Raw genomic sequence first — 23,268 nt, forward strand, 5'->3', positions numbered from 1 at the left:
GGGATCCAGGTGAAATTCAAGCACAACCTCAAAGCCATCCGGCCTGAGACTCAGGAAGCCATCTTTGAAGTCACCACCGACAATGGCAAAGAAGAGGTGAGCCTGCACTACGACATGATCCACGTGGCTCCGCCCATGAGCGCTCCGGACTTTGTCAAGCGCAGCCCCCTGGCCGGGCCGGGAGGATGGGTGGACGTGGATAAGGCAACGCTGCAGCACACCCGCTACCCCAACGTGTTTTCCTTGGGAGATGCCTCTTCTCTGCCAACGTCCAAAACGGCGGCTGCCGCCCGCAAGCAAGCGCCGGTACTGGCCGAAAATCTCTTGGCTGCCATGCAGTCGAAGCCGCTAGTGGCCCGCTACGACGGCTACACCTGCTGCCCCTTGATTACAGGCTACAACTCCCTGATCATGGCCGAGTTTGCCTACAATGCAAAGCTAGCCCCCTCCTTCCCCCTGGACCCAACGCGGGAGCGCTACTCCATGTACCTAGCCAAGGTGCATCTATTACCCTGGCTCTATTGGAACCGCATGCTCAAGGGCAAAAAGTTTGAGGCAGACATCTTCAAGCCCATCAACAAGCTGGTGCACCGCTACTAAGGCTCTCCACCCTCTCACCCCCAGCCCCTCTCCCAAGGGGAGAGGGGAGTTTTTTTACAGAGCTGGCTCGCTCTGCCGCTGTGTTGTTACTTAGAAACCTTGTTAGAAAAACTACTAAGTATTTCTTAACGTCAATAGCTTCTGAGAGGTGAGGTTTTGCCGTACAATCAGCCCAGGTCTCCGTGAAAACCGAGTAGACTAGGTAAGGAAGTTTCACTTAAGGTTCTGTTCTATGGATTGTCTCAGAGAAGACGAGCTTGGCTATCTCCTTAAGAGGCGGGAAGAAGTTATAGAGGAGCAGAGAGAGATTCAAACCACTATTCAGTCTTCAAGAAATTGGCGGAAACGAGACATTTTGTCTCAGGCAAGAAAGTGGGGCTGGGAGATTGTCCGTCGTCGTGCCAGACATCCCACGCAAGCTGTTCGCGGGCATTTGAGGGTTAGTATTCCTGGACATGGCGACGGCGATTTCCTGGGGGTAGGAATAGCTCATAGAGTCTTAAAGGAATTGGCAGAGCCTAAACTCACAGAACTACAGCTTCAAAGACAAGAGTGCAGCGACCAAATTGTTAACTTTCTCGTGGGCAGAGGTATTGAATTTAGTTCTTTGCGCGAGTTAGGTTTATTAATCGAGCAGATTGAATTTCTGGAAGAGCAAAACCTAAAACTTAAGCGTAGAATAGAAGAGAGCGAGGAAGTAGCTTTAGATTTGCTCGTCGAGAAAGAACACGAAAATCAGAAGCTGGCCAATAGAATAAGAGAGCTTGCAGAAGAGCAGCTGCAAGTCCAGGAGATCGTCAGCCGTGCCATTTTAGCTCTGAAGGAACTTAAACATATCTTTGACCAGCTTCAGAACGCGGTAAACTACATTCCCATTCCAGAGATTAGGAGCTCACTGCAAAGTTACCTGAACAGGATCATGGCTATTTTTAAGGCTAACCTGCCTTCTACGGGTTCTAGAAAGTTGCTTCAGAAGAACGAGCAGGATATTTATCAAGCGAATTTGGAGGATAACCATGGGTCTCATCGAGAGCCTTGAAACGGCAATCGCGGCCTCGCGTCGCAACTATATTGAGCTCCTTGAGTTGACAGGACAGCTTGTTGCCGAGCGACAGCAGCAAGGTCAAAGGAATTGGCTACGGCTGAATGCCAAGCCCTGGACAGCAGCGACCCTAAAAAAAGCTTTTGCTTCCTTTGCAGCCGCTCGAGCTTACTTTAGTAAGCGCTACGGCATAAAAGCAAGAGGGTGGAAAGCTTTGGCAGAGCAGGTCAATACTGTTGAGACAGCGCTGATTCACTTGGGACTGGCCGTTCGCGAAAGCCCTCAGGCAACCTCCCTTTTGGAGAAGAGTGCCCGGCAATCCTCCTCGATTTCTTGAGGGGATAGGCGTCCACTCTCCCTTTTTTCGCCGTTCTGGCTTTGTATCCCCAGGAGGGGGAAGTTTTTTACAGGCAGGCTTTGAACTTTTTCAATACCGCCCGATCCAGCATCAGCAGGGCTGCGCGTAACCCCCCCGAGTATCCCCAGAAAAAGCCCACCGGCAGATGGCCCTTGGGCGCTTCCAAGTTGGTTTTGAGCTCCCCGTACTCCAGCCAGCGGCCCTGGATCTGCCAGCCCACTTTCTCTCCCATACACTCTTCGCGGGGCAAGGCCGAGAAGGATCTCGAGCTGAGCCCTCCCCTTTTCTCCGAGTCACACTCCTGCCAGAGCTGCTTCTGGACGGTAAAGCCAAAGCGTCCATGGCTGGCCTGCGTCCAAAGTTGGTCGATTAGCCGCAGCATGGGGCAGGGGAAGGCCTGAACATCCTTGGGATCAAAAAAGCCCACTTGCGAGCGCCCAGCAAGCTTCAGCATCAGGGCTGTCGTCCAGCGATCCGCCTCCCCCCACTGCCCCGCTCGCAGCCGATCCCACAGACCTTGCAAGGCAGGGGCTGCTTCCCCCACCCACTCTGGCCAAGAGAGAGTTCCGGGCAGGGATCCCTCTCGACTTCCCTGCCCTTCTGGACAGGCTTCCGGGAAAATCAGGGATCCGGATCCCTCTTCTCTTCCAGCTTTTTTGGCAGTGGCAGGGGTGGGAGGTGCCACCAGTTGCTCTAGCTCTTCCGCCGAGTGCCGGGACAGGAGCTGTTCCAGCTCGTCTTGGGGTTCTGGAGGCTGGGCCAAGATCTGCTCCAGCTCCCTCAACTCTTGGGTGCGGATGGCTGGCTCAAAAGCAACCGGCTTCCTCCCTTGTTGAGAGGCTTCTGCCGGTAACAGTGCCAGCCACTCGGCCATGGTTTGCGGGCGCTCTTCTGGGTGGAGAGCCATCCCTTTGAGAATGGCAGCCTCCACAACCTCGGGAATGCTGGGGTTAAGGCTGCGAGGGGTATCCAACTGGCGGCCTGTGGCCCGCACTGGCGCACACATAGGCACCATCCCCGTCAGCGCCGTGTAGAGGGTTGCTGCCAAGGCGTAGACATCGGTGAAGGCGCCGCGGCGGCGCAAGCTGTCGTATTGCTCTAGAGGAGCATAGCCATCGGTGCCGTAGGAGGTGTGGCGTTGGATCAGACCTTGGGTGTAGCCGCGAGCTAGGCCAAAGTCGATCAAAACTGCCTGCCCGGATCCCTCCCGCACCATGATGTTGGATGGCTTCACATCTCGATGCAGGATCCCCTGTTCGTGCAAGGCCATCAGGGCAGATCCCACCTCCCGCGTCAGGCGCAGGGCTTCCGGCAGGGGCAACGGCCCTTTTTGCCGCAGAAGCTGGTGCAGAGTCTGGCCGCGGATGTACTCCATCACGATACACCAGCGCTCCTGCTCCCAGATCACTTCTTCCACCTTCACCACATGGGGATGGTGGCAGCGGGCCAGTTGCAGCGCCTCGTTCATGAAGTTCTGCTGGAAGCGGGGATATTCGGGATCCTCACGAAGGCTGTCGTTCAAAACTTTGATAACCACCTGGTCGGCACGGACGTTATCCCAGGCCCGGTAGGTAATGCCGAAGCCCCCCTCCCCCAAAACGGCCTCGATGCGGTAGCGTCCCCCCTGTAGTCTTTCGCCGACTGCCCAAGCCATATCTGACCCCCGCCTCTAGGGCCATTGTGTCACGGGGATCAGTAAATTGACGGCACATAATAAAACTGCTTAGAAGTCTACGGGCAGCACTCCAGTTTTCACCTGGAAGGTGCGCGCCTGTCCATTTCGGATGACCCGCAGCGTCAGCGTATTGCCCACCCCAGCGGCTTCCACCAACTGCTGCACCTGCTCGGCATCGCGGATGGCCTGCCCATTGATTTCAGTGATCACATCCCCCTCCCGCAAGCCAATCTCCTCAGCCGGGGATCCCGAAATCACCTGCCCGATCAAGACCCCTTCTTCCACTGTCAGCGTGGTGGGACGAGCGGGGTCGCGGTTGAGGCGCGCCACAATGTCAGGGTTGAGGGTGATCATGCGAATGCCCAAGAAAGCGTGCTCTACCCGACCATTCCGGATCAATTGCTCGGCAATGTCCATGGCGCGGTTGATGGGGATGGAAAAGCCGACGCTCTGAGCTCGCTGGAAGATGGCCGTATTCACCCCAATCACACGCCCTTCCGCATCCAGCAACGGGCCGCCCGAGTTGCCGGGGTTGATGGCCGCATCCGTTTGCAGGAAAGTCACCCGCTTGTTGACAGCCCCAATTTGCCCGGAGGAGCGCCCAACAGCACTGATGATCCCGGCAGTCACGGTATTGTCTAGGCCCAGCGGGTTGCCAATGGCAATAGCCCAATCCCCCGGTCGCACCAAGTCAGAGTTGCCCAAAGTAACCGTGGGCAGATTCTCCCCCTCAATCTTGATCACCGCGATATCGGTAACCGGGTCTGAGCCCTTCACCTCCCCTTCAAAGGTGCGCCCATCCAGCAGGTGAACCCTGACCCGCTCGCTGCCTTCCACCACATGGGCGTTGGTGAGGATCAGGCCACTGGCGTCGATGATAAACCCCGATCCGGTGCCTTCTTGCCGAAACTCCTGCGGCAACTGCGGTAGTTGATCCCCAAAGAAGCGGCGAAACAGGGGCCGGTTGAACAGTTCTGGGTTGACCCCCCTCGACACAGTGCGGGTGGCATCGATGCGCACCACCGCTGGGCCGACCTTTTGGGCGACTGCAGCAATAAAATTAGAAGGCCGGACGGCATCGGCGGGAGGGGCAGAATTCGCAGCCTCAGGGCGGGGCTCAGACCAGGGCAAAAGGGATCCCACTCCCTCACTGGCCCGTCGCGTCCAAGTGATCAGGGGAGTTTGCTGTAACCACTCCTGCCCCGCTCGAGACGATAGCCAGACCCCACCTGCGACGCCTCCACCAAACAGAGCCATCGCCAAAAGTGTGTGCCGTAGAATCCGCGCCATGCTCCCTCCCAAAGCTAAGCCGTATCGCCAAGACTCAAAAGGCGTGAACCCGATCCCCCGACTTACGCCATCAAGACCCAGTTCACTCCTGGTCTATTCTATCTATTCCTACTCTTTACTTTTGGATGTTCGGGGTATGTGTGCTTACCCTAGCAAATCTTGCGGACAGAGGCAGTGCTCGAAACGCCCAAAATGATCGGGGATCCGAGTATGCTCCATTCCTCCGAGCCGCAAGGGTGGGATCTGTGGCAGCGCCACCGCGCCTGGATGCAGTTGGCCTTGCGAGAAGCTGAGCAAGCGGGAGAAGCCGGAGAGGTTCCGGTGGCAGCTCTGGTGGTCGGGCCAGGGGAACAGCTGTTGGCCCTGAGCAGTAACCGGCGGGAACGGGATCGGGATCCCACGGCCCATGCGGAGATCCTAGCCCTACGGCAGGCAGGGCAACGGCTGGGAGATTGGCAACTGCGGGGCTGTCGGCTGTACGTCACGCTTGAGCCTTGCCCCATGTGTGCCGGGGCCATCAGCCAATCGCGGCTGGCTCAGGTAATCTACGGCGCCGATGATCCCAAGGCCGGAGCACTGCGCAGCGTGCTCAATTTGCCAGCTTCTGCCGCCAGCTTCCATTGCCCGGAGGTCATCGGCGGAGTCTGCGAGGCCGAGTGTCGCCGCCTATTGCAGCAGTGGTTTTGCCGCCGGCGCGGGATCCCCTCTGAGCCGGCTGAATCCTGACCGAGGGACTGGGGGCGGAAAATTCTGGGTTGAAGTCGTGCATCTGCAGGATGTTTTTGATACTGTCATAACGGGTTCGGCTGGCCCTTGCCCGGGATCCCGCACCAGCCTCAAAAAAGGCTTTCCGAGTGCGGGATCTCTTGAGCCCAACGGTGGCCGCTTGGGTTGTTGAGGGTGCGTCGGCCCTATGCCTGGATTCTCAAAACCCGACTTGTCCGGGATCCCTCGCCGGCTGTGATACTCTTTCCCAGAGGATTGGTGTGTGACTATTGCCCTCTCCTTCTCTCCTCTCCCATCAGCTTGGCTTAGGAGTATTGCCCTTCTGGTTTGGGCTTGGCTGTGCTTGACCTTTCCGGTGCAGGCACGGGTGCTGCTGCGGGTAGGTATTGCCGTCAACAAGCCCCAGGTCACCGTCGGCAGCTCTACCGGAGCCCGCCTATTGAATGCCCAGGGACAGCCGCTGGCAGAGGTGCAGGCCATGCAACCGCTGCAGGCCAGCCGTTCGGGTTCAGCAGTCAGTTTGGCCGGCCAACAGGGAGAACGTCTTTACCTACAGCCCACCACCTCCGATGGGTTAGTGTTTATCGACCAGAATTGGTACCGTGGCTTGGTGGAGTTGATCCCCGGCGAGCGTGGGGTGATTGCCATCAACCAAGTTGGCTTGGAAGACTACGTTTCCAGCGTGGTGGGCAGCGAGATGGGACACCGTTTTCCCATGGAGGCTCTTAAAGCCCAAGCCGTGGCCTCCCGCACCTATGCCCTCTACCACCGCAGTCGCCGTTCCCAGCAGCCTTTTGACTTAGGAAACGGGATTGATTGGCAGGTTTACAAGGGAGTGGCTGCCGAATCCAGCCGTACCCAAGCGGCTGCCCGTGAGACCGCCGGGCAGGTTCTCATCTACCAGGGGCAGTTGATCAATGCGGTTTTCCACTCCTCTGCGGGGGGACATACGGATGATGCAGGCAATGTCTGGTTAGAGTCGCGGCCCTACTTACAGGGGGTGCCGGATTTCGATCAGCACTCACCCGTGTTTAGCTGGACGGCCACCGTTCCTGCCCAGCAGATTCAGCAGTTGGCTGCCGGGATCGGTGCCATTCGTTCTGTGGAGGTACTGCGCAGCTCCCCGTGGGGACGGGCAATCACGGTGCGCTTGACGGGATCCCAAGGGATCAAAGATCTCAATGCCGGCGATTTTCGTCGGGCTCTAGGGTTGCGCAGCACAAAGATTGCCATTAGTCCACGCGGAGAGGCCGCCACTACAGCCAGCTTGGCTCCTGTGGCAGGGACATTCCCAGCTTTCTTTGAGATTCATGGGCGGGGCTACGGGCACGGGGTGGGCATGAGCCAGTGGGGAGCGGCTGGGATGGCCAGCCAGAACTACTCCTACCAACAGATCCTCAGCCACTACTACCGCAACACCACCTTGGCAGTGGTGGAAGGACGTTAGGGCTCAACTTCAGGGAGAAGCCAACAAAATCATCGATTGGTAGCAAAAGCGGCTGCAGTTTTTAAGAGCTTATGAGAAGCAGCATTTTAATTGAACCGGAGGGGTTCCCCAAGGGTTCGTTGGGGTTCTGTAGATTTTGTTAACTTTGAGTTAACTCTAACGTTGCACCATCTCTGAAGATAGACGGGCAGCTTCTGCCGGAATCGAAAGCTGGGCTGCCTGTGAACGCTGCTTTTGAAGGCTCCGCGCTGCTGTGGCAAGATCGGGAGAAGCCCTGGAAAATTTGGGTTACGTCCCCTGAAGATTTTGTAGAGATCTTGAATTCCCCCCTCAGAATCCTCAGGATCGGCTCAATAATAATTGAGATACGTTTACCAGCATCGACCTCTACCTCTTCTTTTTCGAGCCCATAACTTTAACCCCAGGTATCTGTCCTATGTCCATTGCCACCTTAGCTCCTGCTTTTCCCGAACGTTGTCCGGTGCTGCCGGAAGCGCTCACGCCCCTGTGCGAGATCGCCCGCAACTATTGGTGGACCTGGAACCCCGATCACCTCACCATTTTCCGGGAAATGGATCCCGCCCTGTGGGAAAAAACCTCCCACAACCCGGTGCGCATGCTGGAGGAGGTTTCCTACTTGCGGTTGGCAGCCTTGGCCACCGATGTGAACTACCTCAACACGTTGAACCGGATGGTGCAGTCCTATCGGCAGTACATGACGGCTGAGGATACCTGGGCCAAGCGCACCATGAAAACCTACGACTGGCAGCGTCCTATTGCCTATTTCTGTGCCGAATACGGCTTGCACGAGTCTTTGCCCACCTACTCTGGCGGGCTGGGTATGTTGGCTGCCGATCACCTCAAGTCGGCTTCAGATTTGGGGGTGCCCCTGGTGGCCGTCGGATTGCTCTACCGTCAGGGCTATTTCCAGCAGCGCCTGGACAACAATGGCTGGCAGGGAGAGCTTTATGAAGACTCTGAGTTTGAGTCTCTGCCGTTGACTTTGGTGCGTCAGCCGGATGGCAGCCCTCTGTTGGTGGAAGTGGCGATGCGGCAGCGGTTGGTGAAGGCGCGTGCCTGGCGGGCGGACGTGGGCCGGGTACCTCTTTTTCTGCTGGACACCGACCTGCCGGAGAACGACCCCATCGATCGCTGGATTACCGCCCACCTCTACGGGGGCAGCACCGATACCCGCATCGCCCAAGAGTGCATTCTAGGCATCGGTGGGGTGCGTCTGCTGCGCCAGTTGGGTTTGGATCCCATGGTCTATCACATGAATGAAGGGCACGCTGCTTTCCTGACGCTGGAGTTGCTGCGGGAGGAAGTGGCGCGGGGCACCCCCTTCGAGACGGCGGAGGCCAAGGTGCGGGAAAAATGTGTGTTTACTACCCATACACCGGTGCCGGCTGGCCACGATGCCTTTAGCCCCAATGAGATGGATGCGTTCTTTGCCTCCTTCTGGCCTCAACTGGGCCTGACGCGGGAACAATTTTTGGCCTTGGGAGCTCGGCGCACCGGGGATCCCTGGGAGCGCTTTAACATGACGGTGCTGGCTTTGCGGTACGCGCGGGCAGCCAATGGCGTAAGCAAGCTCCACGGACGGGTTTCTCGCGAAATGTGGCATGTGCTCTACCCTGAGCGATCGGTGGATGAGGTGCCCATCAGCTCCATTACCAATGGGGTTCACGCCCGTACCTGGGTTTCCCCTCTTTTTTGGAACCTCTACGACCAGTACTTGGGCCCCGATTGGCCGGAGCGGGTGTCAGACCCGGAACTGTGGGCCAAGGTGGAAGAGATCCCAGATGAAGAACTGTGGCGGCGCAAAGAGGCTCTGCGGGAGCGGCTGGTGTCTTTTACCCGTCACCGGGTGTTGCGGGCCCGGCGCAATCGCGGCGAAAGCAATGAGCGCATCCAAGCGGTCAACCAGTTGCTGGATCCCAAGGTCTTGACGATTGGGTTTGCCCGTCGCTTCAGCACCTACAAGCGAGGAGATTTGATCCTGCGAAATCTGGAGCGAATTACCCGCATCTTCACCAACAAAGAGTACCCTGTACAGATTATCTTCGCCGGCAAGGCCCATCCCCGGGATGAAGGGGGCAAGCGCCTGATCCAGCGGGTGGTGGAATGGTCCAACCGGCCTGAGGTGGCCAACCGGGTCGCCTTCATCGAAAATTACGATGCCTATGTCGCTCGCAATTTGGTGCAGGGGGTCGATGTGTGGCTGAACAACCCGCGACGCCCTCTGGAGGCCTCCGGCACCTCAGGACAAAAGGTGGGCTTCAGCGGGGGATTGAATTTGTCGGTGCTGGATGGCTGGTGGCCCGAAGGTTACAACGGTCGCAATGGCTGGGCTATTGGCCAAGAAATCGAAGGTCTGGATCCCGCTGCCCAAGACGACTTGGACGCCAACTCCCTCTACGACTTGTTGGAGTATGAGGTGATCCCCATGTTCTACGACCGGGACGAGCAAGGGATCCCGCGCCGCTGGATTGCCCGCATGAAGGAGGCCATCCGCACCCTCAACCCCGTTTTCAACACCGACCGCATGGTAGCGGAGTACGTGCTGAAAATCTACGAGCCTCAGCCCCTGGAAGCAGAGGCGAGCCGGACTTTGTTGGGTTCGGCTGTTGCCGGCTAGGGTGGACTCCCCCTCTCCCAGCGCAAATCATACAAAACATTGGGATCCCTCTCTCCTCAAGAGGAAAAGCAGGGATCCCAAGTTTGAGCTTGGGGACAAGAGACTAGGCGCCAGCGTTGACGGCCATAGGAAGCGTCAGCGGTTCTGGCTCCTCTTCGGGGGGCAGCATCACCACCTCAGAGTTGTCGATGATGGCCTGCAGCTCTTCCCCATCGATGGTTTCGGCCTCTACCAGGCGGCGGGCAATCCGATCCAAGAGGGCGCGGTTTTCTCGAATCAAGTAGGTAGCCCGTTGGTAGGCCTCGTTCACCAGCCGCCGCACCTCTTCGTCGATGAGGGCTGCTGTTTCCTCCGAGAAATCCCGTTCTGCGGCGATCTCCCGGCCCAGGAAAATGTTGGCGTATTGGCGGCCCAGGGCCACATTGCCCAGTCGGTCGCTCATGCCAAAGCGGGTCACCATGTTGCGGGCGATGCGGGCCACCTGCTGCAGGTCACTGGCTGCCCCTGTGGTGATCTCCGACTCTCCATAGACCACTTCTTCGGCCACGCGCCCACCCAAGGCAACAGTCATCATGTTCTTCAGATGGGCACGGGTGGTGAGCCCCATGTCGTCATCGCTGGGCATGAACCAAGTGAGACCACCCGCCTGGCCACGGGGGATGATCGTCACTTTTTGAATGGGATCGTAGTTGGGCAGAAGGGATCCCACCAGGGCATGGCCCGCCTCATGGTAGGCCACCAACTCCTTGCGCCGTTCGCTCATCAGCCGATCCTTCTTCTCCGGACCGGCCAACACCCGATCCACCGCGTCGTTGATCTCGTCCATGGAGATCTCGGTGAGGTTGCGGCGGGCTGCCAGAATGGCTGCTTCGTTCAGGAGGTTGGCCAAATCGGCACCGGTAAACCCAGGAGTACGGCGGGCCAACTTCTCCAAATCCACATCCGCAGACAGAGTTTTACCGCGGGCGTGCACCTTGAGGATCTCCAGGCGGCCTTGGAAGTCGGGGCGATCCACCGTAACTTGGCGATCGAACCGGCCAGGCCGCAGCAGCGCCGCATCCAGCACATCCGGGCGGTTGGTGGCCGCAATGACGATGATGCCGGAGTTGCCCTCAAAACCGTCCATCTCGGTGAGCAGCTGGTTCAGAGTCTGCTCCCGTTCGTCGTTGCCACCCCCCAAGCCAGCTCCCCGCTGGCGACCGACTGCATCAATTTCATCGATGAAGACGATGCAGGGAGCATTTTGCTTGGCTTGCTCGAACAGGTCCCGTACCCGCGAGGCCCCCACCCCAACAAACATCTCCACAAACTCGGAGCCGGAAATGGAGAAAAAGGGCACACCCGCCTCTCCGGCTACGGCGCGGGCCAACAGGGTCTTACCTGTGCCGGGCGGGCCCACCAGCAATACCCCGCGGGGGATCTTGGCTCCCAAAGCGGTGAAGCGCTCTGAATTTTTCAGGAAATCCACCACTTCTGCCAGCTCCAGCTTGGCCTGATCGATGCCGGCCACATCGTTGAAGGTAATTTGGGTTTTCGGCTCCATCTGCACCCGTGCCCTGGATTTGCCGAAGTTGAGAGCTTGGCTGCCTGGGCCATTTTGAGCCCGCCGCAGCAGGAAAAAGAGCCCCAGCAAGAGCAAAACCGGCAGGAAGAAGGTGCTGAGAATGCGCCCAAGTAGCCCCTCCTCTTGAACAGGGCGTACCGCCAGCTCCACCCCGTTGGCAACCAGGGTGTTCTCAAACTCAGGGGTAAGGGGGGGCAGATTCACCTGCACTTGGGTGGCGCGGTTGTTGATTTCTGCCTCGGCAATGGCAACTTGGCGACCATCCGGGGCCGTCTCCACCAAAACTTTGCTGACCTCGCCCCGTTCAACACGGCTGATCAGGTCGGAGTAGCTGATCTCCAAACGCTCAGCCGGGCGGGTACCCAAGAAGGTGGTGGCTAAAGAGATCAAGACGATGGCCAGTAGCGCATATAACCCCGCGCTTCTCCATTTCTTGTTTTTACCTTTCTGACTCACGGAAGTGTTTCCTCCCAAAGGGTGTTTTTGAATCGAACTCGCAGATGGTGACCTATGGGTAACAATCTGGGGTCGGGTGGGTTCTTGCAGCAACAGACTGTTAATTAATATTAACCTGACTGAGAGGGTTGCCGGGGATCCCTGCAATCCCGCTCTTCTGGCCGGGAGTTTGGGGATAGGATTGAGAGACCAAGGCTGGACCGTCAGTCAGAACAGGTGGTGTTTTTTCCATTCTCATTCCAGCTTGCCCAGGGATCCCTATGCTGACTCAACTGCGCGAACTGAGCATCACTGCCGACGGGCGCTATCTCAGGGATGAGGAGCTGCAGTTCATGGAGACCTACCTAGCCTCCTTTGACCTTCGCCTGAGCGCCTATCGCAAGATTCAGGCGGCGGAGGCCCAGATCATCCGGGATGTGGAGATGAAAATGCGCGCGCTGGATCCCTACTTGCTCATGCGAGGGGTGGAAGACTTCAGCAACAAGTGGAAGGCTGACACCGTGCGGGTTTTGCGCCTCTCGGCTTTGGCCATGCTCCTGGACGATGAGCAACGCTACAAAGATCGATTTCTCTACTGGTTCCAGACCTTAATGCGGGCCTTCCGCACCCAACGCAGTTGCGAGGCCACCTATCGCTTTCTGCAAGAGGTGATAGCCCATTACCTCACCCCCGAGGAAGCCAAGTTGATCAGGCCAATTCTGGAAACCAACCGCACGCTGCTGGGCCTTAACTAGGCCGCCGTCCCGGCGGGCTCTTCAGAGTTGGCCGGCTCAACCACCTCTAGCTCATCAGCTTGGAGATGCGCACGGAACTTGTTGTCAAACTGCACCTGAAAGGGAAAGTTGGCGCTGATCGGGCGGCCATTCCAATCTCGAAGCACGGCCTTCAGTTCCCCTTCCATACCTTTGAGGTCAAAAGGTTGATTGCGATGTTCCGGGTGGTGATAGACGATCACGCTGGTACGCACCCGCACCCGATCTCCAACTTTCATGTCTTGCCCTCCTAACAAGGCGGCCCACCACAGGAACCCACTGGAAACACTCTAGCTCAATCTCTAAGCAAACCTTCGAGATGTGGAGAAGTATGTGGAAACTGAAACAGTAGTTTGTATTTTCCTCAGGGTCATCTTCATGTTGGGAAGCCCCAGAACATCCCCTCAAAGTCAACCCAGAGAAAGCCCGTCTCAACCAATGGGATCCCTCTGGAGCCAACAGCGCCGCTCACTGGATCCCTGGATTGTATAGATGGGATCCCTATTGGGCAGGAGGCTGGTTTCGCCGGAAAAAGCTGCGTCTAGCCAATCTCAGCTTCCACCGGGATCTGGGAAAGAGAGAAGGCGACCTTTTGTTGCTCCACCAAGCGGTCGAATTCTCGCTCGAAGGTGACCAAAGCCCGGTTGGTTTTGCCCCCCAAGTAGAGCCCCGTCTCCGTTTGCAAAGCCCAGATTTGGCTGTAGCTGAAGTAGCTCATCACCACCCCCACCATCAACAGGCCAAATCCGAGATACACCGCAGGGATCCCTGGATCGGATTTAATTTGCAGTCCGGTAGCGCCGATCACCTCATCCAGATGCAGAGTGAGCGGGTTGGGGAAGCGTTGGGGAGCGACCTCGTCGAGGGCCAAGCTCATGCCTTGGCGCAGGGATCCCATCCATTGCCCTTCAGTGTCGTAGAGCAGGGCTGTCCCCTGCAAATCCGGCAGCAGCAGCGTGAGTCCCTGGCTCATGTCCGGCTGGGTGGGCACAAAAGCGCCCCAGAGTTTGTTGCCTGCCTCGGTGCGCACCGGCACCACCGGGATTTGAAAAGAGGGGCTGTTGTTGATGCGGATGCGGATGCTGTCGATGCTCCAATCGGCTTGGTAAAGGGTCACACCCCGGTAGGAGAGAGGATGGTTGACGGAAATGGTCTGACGTTTAACCTCCTGACCCTGATCCAAAATCGAGAGGTCGGAATAAAACTGCTTGACCCGGCCATCGGCAGCGTAGTCAATCCAGAAGCGATTGGCCCGAATTTGCCAGGTAGGCAAGTGAGCGCGAGCCAGATCCCCTGCTCCGGTCAAGTGTTGAATAGAAGCCACGCCGCCGCTGGGAATGAGTTCTTGGGCCTTGAAGCCGCTAATGCTGCCCCAAATCGCCCCCAGCAAGATCAGCAGCATGCTGACATGCACCAAGATGGGGCCGATCCTGCCGATTAACCCCTTGCGGGCGTAGAGGTAATGGCCCTCCTGAAACACCAGATAGCCCTGTCGACGCAACTGCTGCGGCAGCCCTTGTAAGGATTGTTGGGGCAGATAAGTCCAAAAGGGCAGGCGCTGAAAAGACTGCGGACGGGTGAGATAGCTCCAACGGCGAGCCACCTTGAGCATTGGCCACTGGCGCGTAAAGGAACAGGCGATAAGGCTGCTGCCGAACAGGATTAAAATAGCCAGAAACCAAGGGGTGCGGTAGACGTGATCCAATCCCAAGTTCAGGATCACCCGCCACGTGAGAAAGCCAAACAGGGCCGGATGCTCCGGATAGTGGGCTTGATAAAAAGCCGCCGTTTCCTCTTGCTCAATTACCGTGCCGGTGGCGCTCAAAACCGCAATCGCCAACAAAAGGCCGATGGCCAGGCGCAGATCCGCCAGCAGCGGCAGCAGCTCATGTCGAAAATACCGCCGCAGCGAGGAAGCCCAGCGGGCAAGCGGGAGAGAGTATATGACCATGAGAAGTTTGTCGGCTCAAGATTCAGATCGCTGCTCTTGCCAGGCAAGGTGCAGTTTTCAACAGGGTGCTGTAGGTGTAGCCCCATCTTAGCCTGCAGCAGCAGGGATCCCTTAGACCCAGGCCGACAGGATCGTTACGCTGCCGAACCCCACCAACATCACCCCACTGGCGTAGGTGAGCCAGCCCGACCAGCGCCGCAAGGCCAACAGTTGCTTCACCGCTCCGGTAAACACCCCCGCCAGGAGCAGGGGAAAGGCCAACCCCAGCCCGTAAGCCAGCAACAGCCCACCCCCTACCCATGGCTGCCCTGTGGTGGAAACCCAAGCCAGCAAAGCCACCAAAACCGGCGTACTGCAGGGAGAGGCCACCAGGCCAAAGGTTAACCCCAGCAACACTGCCCGGCCTAACCTGGGCCATTTCCCGGGGATCTCGAGGCGGTTAAACCCATCGGGAAAACGCAGGGGGAGCACCTCCAACAAGTTCAGCCCCATCAAGATGGCAATTCCCCCCGCCACAGTGGGCCCAAAGGATCCCGTTTGTCCGTAAACGCGACCCAGCAAAGCTGCCGACAAACCCAGCAGGGTCAGGGTAAAAGCCACGCCAGCCGCAAAACCCAGGGATTGAGCCCAGACCTGCAGCCGCCCTTCCCCAGCCGTTTCCTCAGAAGCGGGGGTGTAGCCGCCGATGTAGGCGATGGTCACCGGCAGCATAGACAGCGTGCAGGGGGAAAGACTGGTGAGCAAGCCGGCCAAGCCCACCACCAGCAGACTGACGGGAGAAAGGTGCTGCAGTTGAAACTGAACCAGCTCAGTTGCCCATTGTTCTAGGTGGTAAAGCCAGAGCTGAGCCGCATTCAACATAAGCTCAATCTGTCAACATAAGCCCAAGGTAGCATGAAGGATCCCCGAGCCCGTTCAAGATATCTTTGCTATCCATTCCCACCGCCCAGGTTGTGGAGAATTTCGCGAGGATGGTTGACGGGGAACTGCTGCCATTCCTGTTGAGCTCGTTGCAGCACCAGGAGCAATTCGTCCCACTTTTCGCCAGCGATCAACTGCTCTATCTGTCGCAGCTGAGCTTGGTAGCTGCTCAGGGCAGTCAGCAGCGCCTGCCGGTTGTGGCGGGCCATCTCCAAACCCAATTGCGGGATCCCTCCGCCAACACGGCTGGTATCGCGGAATCCGCTGCTGGCCAAAGTGCGGGCCAATTCCAGAATCGCGGGATCCCCTTCTTGGCTAACCGCTGCGATCAAACTGGCGCTGACCATAACTGGCAAATGGCTGATCCAGGCCACCGCTCGGTCATGGCGTGCGGGATCCGTGAGGACAGCTTCTGCGCCAACAGCAGCAATCAGTTCTTTCACCGCATCGAGAGCCTGAGGTTGGGTCTCGGCGATGGGAGTGAGCACGTAAGGCCGCCCCCGAAACAAGTCGGCTTCTGCCGCTTGGATCCCTTGCAGGCTTTTGCCGGCCATGGGGTGCCCCCCCACAAACCAGGGCCACAATTCGGTTGCCGGAGCGACGATGGGCTGCTTAACCGAGCCGACATCGCTCACCACGGTTTCTGCCGACAAATAAGGCACCAGGGCGGCTAGCGTGGTCAACACCTGCTCCAGAGGGGTACAGATCAGCACCCTTTGAGGGTCAAAGCGGGCCAACTGGGCCAACTCGGTTCCACAGCCTTGAACAGCACCCCGTTCCAGAGCCTGTTTGCAGGTGGCCGGGTTGCGGCTTATCCCCCAGACGGGATATCCCTTTTCGGTCAGTTTGAGGGCCAGGGATCCGCCAATCAACCCCAACCCGACAATGGCAATGCGCATAGTATCTCAGTAAGCCAGTGAAACTCCTTTTTGGACACCACCAACAACCGCTTCCAGGTGTAGTAGGAGGCTGCTCCCATAGCTCAGCGATACTCGCCACCGGCGGGCAAGCCTAATTCCTTCCGAAGCTCCCGCCGCAGCAGCTAAATTCTCGGCCAGGGACTGTCCACTTGTCCATTTTTAAGTCAATATAGGGGTAACATCCGGGCTTGCTTGCCCTGCGGATTCGTGGTAGCCAAACTGGCCTCCGACAGGAAAAACAAGGGCAGGCCTTGGATGTATTGGCAGGAGCTCGGCCCGCTGTGGACTGCTGTTGCGCCGAAGGGATCCCAGCCTTTCGTGCCGGCTCAGCGCAGTTCTTCTTCGCTTACTCAAGAGCAGGTGTCCCTCTTCTCAGCGATTCTCCAGAACTGTACCCATCGAGCCACTTTCACAGCGGGCTCGGCTTTTGGCCTGCGAGTTCCCGCTTTAACCCCCGTTGGGGAGCACTCTGTCGTTTAGGAGATTCTATGCCTAGTGAACCCAAAACCCGCAAGAGCCGTGAAAGCACTAACCCGCGCCCGCGCGACCGTCGTCGTGAATCGGCCAAAGGGAGCAAAGGGGCAGTCTCAGCCACCCATCTCTCCTTGCCGAAGTTAATTCAAGAGAATGCGGTGCTCCAATCTCGCAGCCAGTTGTTGTTGATGTACAGTGACTTCCAAACCGAAATGCCCAACGATGGCAAAACCGGTGTGGGCACCTGGCTACAGTCTCGACTCAAGGAGCACGGCATGCCCAGCCTGCTGCGTTTTGGCCCCCGCTCCCGCCCCCAGGTTTTCCGCCGCGATGAATTTTCCGAGTGGATTACGCTGGCTCTGGCCTCTGTTAACCCCAACAGCGATACTGCCCCCCAAGAGCACCTGAGCTAGGCCGGAAGGGGAAGTTGAGCGGTAGAAGCAGAGGTTGCTGGCCCAGGGATCCCGCCACGCCCGTTGAGGGAAGAGGGTGAACTGGGCTTTTCTGTATCCGGCAATAGCAGGTCGCGGATGAGGCGAGCTGCCGAGCGTTGCAACCAGCGGGAGGCCAATTGACGGCCCAGTTGTTGAGCTTCCGGTTTGGCAGCCACCTTGGCAACAATCGGCAGAAGCTGCAGCGGCTGAAAGCTCGGGTTGCTGCTGAGGAGTTCCCACAGACGCTGCAAATGAGCCAAGCCATCTGAGCCACCCTGGGATCCCGAGCTGGAAAAGAGCACATCCACTAGGCGCTCCCGCAGGAAAGCGCCCCGCTCAGAAAAGATAAAATCAACGGCCTTTTCCAGGGATCCCTGTAGGTCAAAATCCTCGCTGTTGACGGCGTTGCGCAGCAGGTTCTCCAGGCGGTTCCAGCGAAATTGCCCCTGGTTAAACAGCAGCTCCCGCAGAGATACGCGCAGCTCCGGGGCCGGGTCGGTGAGCAGGCGCTGAGCCACGTAGGGATAGGCCACGCTCAACACCTTAAAGTTGGGATCCAGGCCGATGGCGATCCCTTCCAGGGTGAGCAAAGAGCGGATGATCAAGGCGTAGTAGGCGGGAACTCGAAAGGGAAAGTCGTACATCACCCCCGAGAGCCGATCGGTGATGCTCTTGAAATTCAGTTCGGAGACCGATTTGCCCATCGCTTCGGCGAAGACAGCTTCCAGAGCAGGGATGATGGGAGTCAGGTCGGTATCTGGATCCAGGAACTCCAAGTCCACGTAGTCTTGGGCCAGCCCGGCAAAGTCTCGGTTTACCAAATGCACAATCGCCTTGATCAGGCCATAGCGCTGATGGGGCGCGATGGTGCTCATCATGCCGAAATCGATATAGGCCAGCCGCCCGTCGTACATGGCCAAGAGGTTGCCCGGGTGGGGATCGGCGTGGAAAAAGCCATTTTCCAAAAGCTGCTTGAGGGAGCAATTGACACCGATCTCGATCAAGTGCCGTCCATCCAGCCCCGCAGCAGCGATTTTGTCAACCTGAGTCAGCTTGATGCCATCAATCCACTCCATCGTCAGCACCTTGGTGCGGGTGTACTCCCAGTAAATTTTGGGAGCGTAGATGGAGGGGTGACGGTACAGCGCCAGGAACCGCTCGGCATTGCGGCCCTCCTGCGTGTAGTCCATTTCTTCGTAGAGGCGCCCGGCAAACTCATCGACGATGCCCACCAGGTCGCTGCGGATGCGGCGGAAAGTGCGTTTGGCCCAGGCGGCCAGGCTGCGGACAATATACATGTCGAGAGAGATGCGCCCAATCAAGTCGGGCCGCTGCACCTTGACGGCGACTTTCTCCCCGCTGTGCAAGTAGGCCTGGTACACTTGCCCCAAGCTGGCGGCGGCAATCGGTTCAGGGCTGATCTCTCGAAAGATTTTGTCTATGGGTTTGCCGATCTCCGACTCGATGAGGGCAAAAGCAATGGCATTCTCGAAGGGGGGCAGCTCATCCTGCAGTTTGGCCAGCTCCTCCAGAAACAGGGGCGAAACCAGATCGGGACGGGTGGAGAGGGCTTGGCCGATTTTGATGGCTGTCGGCCCCAATTCCGTGAGGATCTCCCGTAGCCGGGCCGCATGTTTCGGGCGATTCTTCAGTTCTACTCCCCGCCAGCGATCCCAAAACACCCAGGCCAACAAGCCCAAAAAGGGGGTGATCAACTGAAACAGGCGCCGCACCACCAGATCCCAGCGCCCTCGATATTGCTTGGCCAACTGCTCTGGGTCGTAACGCAAGCTTGGCTCAGGAACCACCCCCAGATCTGCCGGAGGGATGGAGACAGCCCCAGAACCCAAGCCATCCTGCCTCGCTGCTATTGTCACTACCGGTGTTGCGCCCATAGATGCCCCAACGGATTCCGTAACACATCTTAACTTGCTGGCTCAGCCTGGCGACCCTCGGAGACAGCCACCAGCCTGCTCGATTGGGTTTGAAAAGGCGGGACGAACCTTCGGAATAAGGATCTTCAGTCTTCTCCCTGAGGAGTTGACAGCAGCCCACCTCTGGGGATCCCCACCAAAACTAGAATGGGAAAACTGCGCTCTCTGCCTCTGTGTCTGGATCTCCCCCTCTACGGCCTGCCGAGCCGAGTGTGACCGGGTTTGCAGCCCTTAAGGCGCGCCACGTGCTGTTGGCCTTCTTGGTGATCAACCTGGGGGTAGGCTTGGGAGCCATCGCCTTGGCCCAGCTGTTTCATCTCCCATCTGACGATCCTCTGCTGGCCGACTTTGTCTATTGCGCTACATTTGTCCTCACCTGTATCTGGAGCTGGCGACGGGGGCAGCAAGCCCATCTGCAGATGAGACGGCTGTGGGGCAACTGGCGGGCTGCTATTCCCTGGGGATCCCTGCTGCGGGTGGTGCCGGCTTTGGTAGTGCTCTCCCTGGGCACAACTTTGTTGATGCTCTACCTGGTATCCCTGCCTGCGCCGGAGCTGGCGGAGTCGATGCTGCACTCACTGGGGGAAGAGGATAGGGAAACGGCCTGGCCGCAGATGTATCAGGGGTTGCGCTGGCTCTCGATTGGGGTGGTGGCCCCCATAACGGAGGAGTGGCTGTTTCGCGGCATCTTGCTACACCGCTGGGGCCTCAAGTGGGGCCTCTCCAGAGGTCTGCTGGCTTCTTCTGGGGTATTTGGCCTGCTGCACCCCAACCCCGTCGGGTTGACGGTGTTCGGCCTGGTGATGGGCCTGTTCTACCTGCAGACCCGCTCCCTGACCTTGCCTGTCTTGGCTCATGCCTTGAACAATCTCTTGGCTTTAGCGCTGGGATCCCTAGGAGGGGGAAGGATGGAACCAGCTGATCCAGTCGGGGCTTTCCACCTCTACTTTGGCCTGTTCTGTCTGGGGATAGCTGGGTTCATTTTGGTTCCCTTCGTCCGCTTCCATTGGCCGGAGCGTGGGGCTTGCTTGCCCTATTTCCTGAACCGCTGAGTATTGACTTCCTCACACTTTCCCTCCTGTCTGACGGACTTGTCTGACAGAAGAGCGCTGCCGTGGGATCCCCATGGGAAGTAGCGGAGGTTTGATTGATAAGGAATGCAAAGAAAACGCCAAAAACTGTCACTCGATCTCGGGAAAAAGCTGTGTGGATGGGGATATCCTGAAATAGGCAGCAACAGATTCCAGTGCAAAGTTTAGCTGTGGCTCGCTGGCCGATGGGGTAGTCGTTGGGCCGGGGGTCAGCCCAGAGGGTCAACATGGAAAGGCGGTCTTTTCTGCAAAAACTCCTCCTGGTTGCTGCCGGTCTTGGCCTATCCCCTGGCTGGTTGAGGGGCCGGGCTGAGCGATATGGGCAAGCTTTGGCGGCTGGCTCCCGCAAGCTGGCTGTTCTCATCGGTATTAACCGCTACCTTGGCGAGGGATCCGCGCTACAAGGGTGTTTGACAGATGTGGAGTTGCAGCGGGAGCTACTCCTCTATCGCTTTGGTTTTGACCCGGCAGACATTCTCACCCTTACCGATGGGGCAGCCACGCCGGCTGGGATCCAATCGGCCTTTGCAGAGCACTTGGGGGGTCAAGGTCACACGGCTGAAACGGTAGTGGTGCAGTTTAGCGGCTATGGCCAGTGGCGGCTGGGATCCGCGCCCAACTGTTGGCAGCCGGTGCTGCTGTTGTCTGGCTCTGAGGGAGTGGCAGCAATGGAGCTAGACAGCTTTTTCCGGCTTTTGGAAGGCTTGGGCACTGCCCAGATCACCACCCTTCTGGACTGTGGCTTTACCTATGTCTCGCCGTCGGTGCGAGGCAACTTGCAACTGCGTTCCCGTCCCCCAGCCGCGATCTCGGACTCCAAGGACTCCGTCCCGCTGGTGCGATCGGAGCCGCAGCGGGTTTGGCCGTCTCCGCCCAAGGGCTTGCTGATTTCGGCCACCACCCCGCAAGACTTGGCAGCAGAAGCCGCTTGGCCGGGATTCTATGCTGGGGTACTCACCTATCTGCTGACGCAGTACCTGTGGGAAACCACGCCTGCCACTCGTCTGCTGGTGGCCTTTAACCAAGTGGTTAGCCGGCGAGAGCTGGGCCTATTCGCCTGCCAACGCCCCACCTTGGAAGGCAAAGACACTGCTCGACACATCCACCCCTATTTTCTTGCGCCCACGCAGGCAGGGGTGAGCGGGGTAGTCCAAGAAGTGAAGGGGAATCGGGCTCAGGTGTGGTTAGGCGGGATCCCATCGGCGGCCCTGTGTGGTTTGCAGCCGGGTACTCTTTTGGTTCCCATTCCCGCCGATCCTTCCGCCTCTTCGCCGACGCCGCTGCTCATGCGTTCTCGCAGTGGGCTGTTGGCTCAGGTTCAGATGGCCAGTCCGGAAGGGCAGCTTCCCCCTGTGGGCACACCTTTGCGGGAGCAGCTGCGCGGCCTCTCCAGCACGCTCAAGCTTTTGGTTGGCCTAGAGGAGAACCTGGGCCGCATTGAAAAGGTGGATCTGACCAATGCCATTGCCGGCTACAGCTGGATGGAAACGGCCAACCCCCGCGAGCGACAGGTGGACTGTTTGTTGGGCCGCATCACCCCGGAAATGGCCACTGCTTTTAGGACTCCGTCCCGCTGGCGCGAACGGTCGGATACCCTGCTCAAGCCTCTGGAAGTGAACAGCTACAGCCTGTTCTGGCCGGGGCGAGAATTGCTCCTGAATTCCTGTGGCCCAGCAGGAGAGGCTGCAGCAATGGCCGTCCAGCGGTTAGCTCCCCGTCTTGCCCATCTGCTGGCTGCCAAACGTTTGCGCACCACCCTCAATGCGGTTTCCTCTTCCTTGGCAGTGGTGGCGGAGTTGGCTGTCAAAGGTAAAGCTGCCAATCGCGCCAGCGGGACGGAGTCCTTAGCTCCCTCGTTGGCGGCACGCCTTGTCCAGTCCGCAACTTCCGCTCCTGCTGAGGTGGGTATGCAGCGGTTTACGCGAGGGGATCCCTTGCATCTCACCCTTTGCAACAACAGCGAGCAGGATCTCTACGGCTACCTGTTGCTGATCGACCCGACCGGACAACTGCACCTGCTGGCCCCCCTGCCTCAGGACAACTTCACCACACCTCTTCGCTTGGAAGCCAAGAGCAGTTTAACTTTGCCACCCTTGCCGGAGGTCGATGGCGAGCTGCGCTCTGCTGTGAGCTCTGACTTGCTCACCTGTCATGCCCAAGGGCTGACGGAGCTGTTGTTTGTGGCCAGCACCCGCCCCCTGTCCGCCAGCTTGGAAGCCCTCAAGGCTATGGCCCGCAAACTGGGGGTAGCCCGTTCGCCGATGTTGCTCAATGGGCCGCTGGAATGGACGCAAACGCTCCTCGAGGAGTTGACTCAGCGTGCCTCCGAAGGGGATCCCGACTTGCGTTGGCTGGATCCCGCCCAATCCATCACCCTTTCCCTTACCTATTTGCTGGTTTAGCTCAGCAGCAGGGCAAACAAGCCACAGAGGGCAATACCATCGAAAACCCCGGCCCCGCCAATGCTGAGAATGCCTGAGCAATTGCGCCGCAACACCTCCGGCAAGTGCAGGAGATCCGCCCCGATAAGGGTACCCAAAACCCCGCCGGCAAAGGCCACCGCTGGCGCCTGATCCCCAGCCCAGAACAAAGCGGCCAAGGCTGCTGTAGCTGGGGCAATTAGAGGATTCATCTGAATGCCGATCCCGGGCACCACGTGGGAAGCATAGTAGCTGACCAAGGTTACCAGCGCCGTTACCGCCAGGATCAGCACGCTATCGGCCCGCCCAAATTGGTATAGGGCCAAGAGCACCGGGATCAGCCCCCCGCCCACGTTTAAGGCAATCACCGTCTCCTGGGAAAGCTTGGTCAAAGGGATCCCCCAGAACTGCCGCATCCACAAGCTAGCTAGGTCTTCTACCAGCGTCACCTCGCATTTCACCCGATAGAGGGGAATATTGACCGAGCTGCCCACCAGGATGGCCAGCAGCAGTAACAGCGCTCCCTCCCGCGAGAACCCCAGCTTTCCCACCGCCAGCGCCACCACATCCACTGC

General features: G+C 58.4%; 18 protein-coding genes and 1 pseudogene. 10 read left to right on the forward strand and 9 right to left on the reverse strand.

Going from position 1 to position 23,268, the window contains the following annotated elements:
* The 3 genes and pseudogenes from NW834_RS07355 to NW834_RS07365 form a co-directional block, all read left to right on the forward strand.
* Nucleotides 1-600 (forward strand): annotated as a pseudogene (locus tag NW834_RS07355) (NAD(P)/FAD-dependent oxidoreductase); the annotation flags it as partial.
* Between the two features lie 232 nt (nt 601-832).
* Nucleotides 833-1,639 carry a hypothetical protein gene (locus NW834_RS07360; protein ID WP_099812710.1) on the forward strand — a complete coding sequence of 269 codons (807 nt, stop codon included), beginning with the start codon at nt 833-835 and terminating at the stop codon, nt 1,637-1,639.
* Entirely contained in the window at nt 1,617-1,979 is a 363-nt protein-coding gene (locus NW834_RS07365) for a hypothetical protein (protein ID WP_099812711.1), read from the forward strand. Before NW834_RS07360 ends, NW834_RS07365 begins: the two co-directional genes overlap by 23 nt.
* 67 nt (nt 1,980-2,046) lie before the next feature.
* Here the strand turns inward: NW834_RS07365 and NW834_RS07370 are convergent, their stop codons facing one another.
* Entirely contained in the window at nt 2,047-3,654 is a 1,608-nt protein-coding gene (locus tag NW834_RS07370) for a serine/threonine-protein kinase (protein WP_414419696.1), read from the reverse strand.
* A gap of 69 nt (nt 3,655-3,723) precedes the next feature.
* Entirely contained in the window at nt 3,724-4,965 is a 1,242-nt protein-coding gene (locus NW834_RS07375) for an HhoA/HhoB/HtrA family serine endopeptidase (RefSeq protein WP_414419697.1), read from the reverse strand.
* Between the two features lie 210 nt (nt 4,966-5,175).
* Here NW834_RS07375 and NW834_RS07380 point away from each other — a divergent pair, with 210 nt between their 5' ends.
* The 3 genes from NW834_RS07380 to glgP all read left to right on the forward strand — a co-directional run bounded on the left by NW834_RS07380 (nt 5,176) and on the right by glgP (nt 9,776).
* Nucleotides 5,176-5,691, forward strand: a complete 516-nt coding sequence (locus NW834_RS07380; protein WP_414419698.1) for a nucleoside deaminase — start codon at nt 5,176-5,178, stop codon at nt 5,689-5,691.
* A 262-nt stretch (nt 5,692-5,953) separates the two neighbouring features.
* A complete protein-coding gene (locus NW834_RS07385) occupies nt 5,954-7,138 on the forward strand; it encodes a SpoIID/LytB domain-containing protein (RefSeq protein ID WP_414419699.1) in 1,185 nt (394 codons plus the stop codon).
* Nucleotides 7,139-7,574: 436 nt separating this feature from the next.
* The gene (gene glgP, locus NW834_RS07390) at nt 7,575-9,776 is read left to right on the forward strand and encodes an alpha-glucan family phosphorylase (protein ID WP_414419700.1); all 2,202 of its coding nucleotides are present in this window, start codon (nt 7,575-7,577) and stop codon (nt 9,774-9,776) included.
* A 103-nt stretch (nt 9,777-9,879) separates the two neighbouring features.
* Here glgP and ftsH read toward each other — a convergent pair whose 3' ends face one another.
* The gene (gene ftsH / locus NW834_RS07395) at nt 9,880-11,796 is read right to left on the reverse strand and encodes an ATP-dependent zinc metalloprotease FtsH (RefSeq protein WP_414419701.1); all 1,917 of its coding nucleotides are present in this window, start codon (nt 11,794-11,796) and stop codon (nt 9,880-9,882) included.
* Between the two features lie 260 nt (nt 11,797-12,056).
* Here ftsH and NW834_RS07400 point away from each other — a divergent pair, with 260 nt between their 5' ends.
* The gene (locus tag NW834_RS07400; RefSeq protein WP_414390214.1) at nt 12,057-12,530 is read left to right on the forward strand and encodes a phycobilisome protein; all 474 of its coding nucleotides are present in this window, start codon (nt 12,057-12,059) and stop codon (nt 12,528-12,530) included.
* Here NW834_RS07400 and NW834_RS07405 read toward each other — a convergent pair.
* The 4 genes from NW834_RS07405 to NW834_RS07420 form a co-directional block, all read right to left on the reverse strand.
* Nucleotides 12,527-12,787, reverse strand: a complete 261-nt coding sequence (locus NW834_RS07405; RefSeq protein WP_414332109.1) for a ferredoxin-thioredoxin reductase variable chain — start codon at nt 12,785-12,787, stop codon at nt 12,527-12,529. The genes NW834_RS07400 and NW834_RS07405 overlap by 4 nt on opposite strands.
* Before the next feature lie 302 nt (nt 12,788-13,089).
* Nucleotides 13,090-14,499, reverse strand: a complete 1,410-nt coding sequence (locus NW834_RS07410; RefSeq protein WP_414419702.1) for a cytochrome c biogenesis protein — start codon at nt 14,497-14,499, stop codon at nt 13,090-13,092.
* Nucleotides 14,500-14,610: 111 nt separating this feature from the next.
* A complete protein-coding gene (locus tag NW834_RS07415) occupies nt 14,611-15,360 on the reverse strand; it encodes a cytochrome c biogenesis protein CcdA (RefSeq protein ID WP_414419703.1) in 750 nt (249 codons plus the stop codon).
* A gap of 68 nt (nt 15,361-15,428) precedes the next feature.
* Nucleotides 15,429-16,319 carry a prephenate/arogenate dehydrogenase gene (locus NW834_RS07420; RefSeq protein ID WP_414419704.1) on the reverse strand — a complete coding sequence of 297 codons (891 nt, stop codon included), beginning with the start codon at nt 16,317-16,319 and terminating at the stop codon, nt 15,429-15,431.
* Between the two features lie 509 nt (nt 16,320-16,828).
* Here NW834_RS07420 and NW834_RS07425 point away from each other — a divergent pair.
* Nucleotides 16,829-17,227: a hypothetical protein gene (locus tag NW834_RS07425; protein ID WP_414330450.1), complete on the forward strand. Its 399-nt coding sequence runs from the start codon at nt 16,829-16,831 to the stop codon at nt 17,225-17,227.
* Here the strand turns inward: NW834_RS07425 and NW834_RS07430 are convergent.
* On the reverse strand, nt 17,224-19,143 hold the full coding sequence (locus tag NW834_RS07430; protein ID WP_011432269.1) for an ABC1 kinase family protein: 1,920 nt from the start codon (nt 19,141-19,143) through the stop codon (nt 17,224-17,226). The genes NW834_RS07425 and NW834_RS07430 overlap by 4 nt on opposite strands.
* A gap of 251 nt (nt 19,144-19,394) precedes the next feature.
* Between NW834_RS07430 and NW834_RS07435 the strand changes: the two genes are divergently transcribed.
* Nucleotides 19,395-20,234 carry a lysostaphin resistance A-like protein gene (locus NW834_RS07435; RefSeq protein WP_414380646.1) on the forward strand — a complete coding sequence of 280 codons (840 nt, stop codon included), beginning with the start codon at nt 19,395-19,397 and terminating at the stop codon, nt 20,232-20,234.
* A gap of 266 nt (nt 20,235-20,500) precedes the next feature.
* Nucleotides 20,501-22,675, forward strand: coding sequence for a caspase family protein (locus tag NW834_RS07440; RefSeq protein ID WP_414419705.1), 2,175 nt, complete (start codon nt 20,501-20,503; stop codon nt 22,673-22,675).
* Here the strand turns inward: NW834_RS07440 and NW834_RS07445 are convergent.
* The coding region (locus tag NW834_RS07445; RefSeq protein WP_414426272.1) for a DUF1614 domain-containing protein at nt 22,672-23,268 on the reverse strand (597 nt) is incomplete at its 5' end. The genes NW834_RS07440 and NW834_RS07445 overlap by 4 nt on opposite strands.

This window comes from Synechococcus sp. R60.1 (assembly GCF_047461835.1).
Lineage (GTDB): Bacteria > Cyanobacteriota > Cyanobacteriia > Thermostichales > Thermostichaceae > Thermostichus.

Coding starts and splice junctions, on each gene's coding strand:
- NW834_RS07360 (WP_099812710.1), top strand. CDS start 833: ATGGATTGTCTCAGAGAAGACGAGCTTGGCTATCTCCTTAAGAGGCGG.
- NW834_RS07365 (WP_099812711.1), top strand. CDS start 1,617: ATGGGTCTCATCGAGAGCCTTGAAACGGCAATCGCGGCCTCGCGTCGC.
- NW834_RS07370 (WP_414419696.1), bottom strand. CDS start 3,654: ATGGCTTGGGCAGTCGGCGAAAGACTACAGGGGGGACGCTACCGCATC.
- NW834_RS07375 (WP_414419697.1), bottom strand. CDS start 4,965: ATGGCGCGGATTCTACGGCACACACTTTTGGCGATGGCTCTGTTTGGT.
- NW834_RS07380 (WP_414419698.1), top strand. CDS start 5,176: ATGCTCCATTCCTCCGAGCCGCAAGGGTGGGATCTGTGGCAGCGCCAC.
- glgP (WP_414419700.1), top strand. CDS start 7,575: ATGTCCATTGCCACCTTAGCTCCTGCTTTTCCCGAACGTTGTCCGGTG.
- NW834_RS07400 (WP_414390214.1), top strand. CDS start 12,057: ATGCTGACTCAACTGCGCGAACTGAGCATCACTGCCGACGGGCGCTAT.
- NW834_RS07405 (WP_414332109.1), bottom strand. CDS start 12,787: ATGAAAGTTGGAGATCGGGTGCGGGTGCGTACCAGCGTGATCGTCTAT.
- NW834_RS07410 (WP_414419702.1), bottom strand. CDS start 14,499: ATGGTCATATACTCTCTCCCGCTTGCCCGCTGGGCTTCCTCGCTGCGG.
- NW834_RS07415 (WP_414419703.1), bottom strand. CDS start 15,360: ATGTTGAATGCGGCTCAGCTCTGGCTTTACCACCTAGAACAATGGGCA.
- NW834_RS07420 (WP_414419704.1), bottom strand. CDS start 16,319: ATGCGCATTGCCATTGTCGGGTTGGGGTTGATTGGCGGATCCCTGGCC.
- NW834_RS07425 (WP_414330450.1), top strand. CDS start 16,829: ATGCCTAGTGAACCCAAAACCCGCAAGAGCCGTGAAAGCACTAACCCG.
- NW834_RS07430 (WP_011432269.1), bottom strand. CDS start 19,143: ATGGGCGCAACACCGGTAGTGACAATAGCAGCGAGGCAGGATGGCTTG.
- NW834_RS07440 (WP_414419705.1), top strand. CDS start 20,501: ATGGAAAGGCGGTCTTTTCTGCAAAAACTCCTCCTGGTTGCTGCCGGT.